Here is a 2,269-nt window from a genome sequence, read left to right on the forward strand (position 1 = left end):
GGTGTAAGGTGCCGGCCGTGCGATGGCCGTGGCATCGGAAGCAGCGACATGGCTTCAGCATCGATGGCCCCAGGAACATCGTCGAGATGTTCGCCGAGATGCAGCAGGCGACCGGCACGACCGCCACCCGTAGTCAGGCCCTGTCGGTGCCCGCGGTGCGGCGGGGCCGCAACCTGATCTGTTCGGTGGCGACGATGCCGCTCGAGCAGCTCGACCCTACGAACATGGTCGCCGCGTCGGCGCTGCTCCGGCAGATCGACCCGGACGTGGCCAATATCGTGACGATCAGTCAGACGGTCGAAGACCTGCTGTTCGACGGTATCTCGTGGTGGCTGGTGACAGCTAATGATGTGACCGGGTATCCGGTGGCTGCCCGTCACCTCGACGTGGGGTCGGTGAGCATCGTCCCGCCGGCTAATGGGCAGAATCCGGCGCCGTTGCCGTCTGGCATCGACCCGCGTGGCGGCGTCGTGTGGGTGGATGGGCAGCCGGTCGGTGGGAGCCGCATGATCCGGTTCGATTCGCCGAATCCTGCGGTGTTGAAGCATGCGGGCCGCGAGATCCGCCGGGCGATAGCGTTGGACAAGGCCGCGGTCATGTACGCGGATGACCCGCGCCCGGCTGACTATTTCGAGCCGGCCGATGGCGCCGATGAGGTCGACGACGACGAGGTCAACGAGATCTTGGCCACGTGGAAGGCGGCCCGCCGGAAGCGCAGCACCGCGTACGTGCCCGCGGCGTTGAAGTATCACTCGGTCGATTCGCCGGCGCCGCGTGATCTGCAGCTCGTCGAGCTGCAACGGCAGGTGAATTTGGACATCGCCAACGCGCTCGGCATCGACCCGGAAGATCTGGGTATCTCGACGACCTCGCGTACCTACTCGAACGACGTGGATCGGCGCCGCAACAAGTTGAACGAGGTGCTGTCCCCGTACATGCGTGGCATCACCGACCGGTTGTCGATGGGCGATGTGACCCGCCGGGGCTACACGGTCCGGTTCAACACGACCGAGTACCTGCTGCCGAACCCGACAGAGCGGTGGTCCACGTACGCGACCGCAAAGGGACTTGGTGCGATCACCGTGCCAGAGATCCGCGAGGCGGAAGGGATGCCGCCGCTCCCCGAGTCCGAGCTCGAACCGGCCACGCCGCCGCCGCCAGACCAGACCGCCGAGCCGGCCCCGCCGGCCGAGGAGGCTGTCACTGTGAGCGCAACCCGTCCGACCTCGATGACGTTCGACGACAGCCGCGGGCTGATGTTCATCGACGTCCCCGTGTCCACGTTCAGTGTCAACCGCGAGGGCCGCACCATCGAAGGGCTGGCACTCCCGTATGGTGAGCTGGCCAGCCAGAATGGTATGGCGTTCCGGTTCGATCGTGGCGCGCTCACATGGGACGCGGACAACCCGGGCCGAGTCAAGCTGCTCCGTGACCACGATCCGCGTCAGGCCATCGGCCGGGCGATCCAACTCAAGGACACGCCGACCGGGCTGCTGGCCCGGTTCAAGGTGGCCCGCGGCCCGGAAGGCGACCGGGCGCTTGAGCTGGCCGAGGACGGCGTGCTCGACGGGTTCTCTGTCGGTGTCGACTTCGACGCCGGCACCGACACTGTCCCCGACCCCCAATACAAGGGCGCCTTGCTGGTGCGCCGCGCCGACTGGCGCGAGACCTCTCTCACCGCAATGCCGTCATTCGACAACGCCCGGGTCACAAAGGTGGCCGCGAGCAGAAACCAAGGAGAAACAGCGATGCCTTGCCAGGCTTGCGGCCAGGTTCACGCCGAAGGCGTGGCTTGCACCGCTTCCACCACTACCGACCAGACCACCGAGGCGCCGGCGGGCGCGGGCGTGCAGCTCACGTCCGAGCAGCTCTCGTCGCTGTTCGCCCGCCCGGGCGCACTGCAGGCCATCACCGCCCCCGCGGCCGGCCCGGCCGAGAATCTGCCGGCCGTTCCCGAAGGCGGACTCACTCTGTCCTCGGAGCAGGTCGACAGCCTCGTGCAGTCCGGCCATCTCGGCCTGCTTCTCGGCCTGCCCGGCGCCGGCCTAACCGCCGCCCCGGCGGTGCCCGAGCACGTCGAACGGCCCGAGGTCGTCAACCCGGCCCGGTCCGGCACCGTCGAATTTGTCCGCGAGGCGCTGCCCTACCGGTTCGACCGGAATGGCAGCTTCCAGCGGGCCGAGCACGAGTTCTCCACCGACCTGCACGAGATGGCGCTCGCCAAGGATCTCTACGGTGTGGAGACGGATGCCGGCAAGCGGGTGATGGG

The 2,269-nt window shown here is 67.9% G+C and carries 1 protein-coding gene; it reads left to right on the forward strand.

Annotated features, from left to right (window positions below; all coding sequences use genetic code 11):
- Positions 1–86: 86 nt before the first annotated feature.
- Positions 87–2,269: phage portal protein (locus tag ACRDSQ_RS15725; RefSeq protein ID WP_431421929.1), on the forward strand; the 2,183-nt coding region annotated here is incomplete at its 3' end.

Origin of the sequence: Actinokineospora sp. (assembly GCF_050699995.1) — a bacterium.
Lineage (GTDB): Bacteria > Actinomycetota > Actinomycetes > Mycobacteriales > Pseudonocardiaceae > Actinokineospora.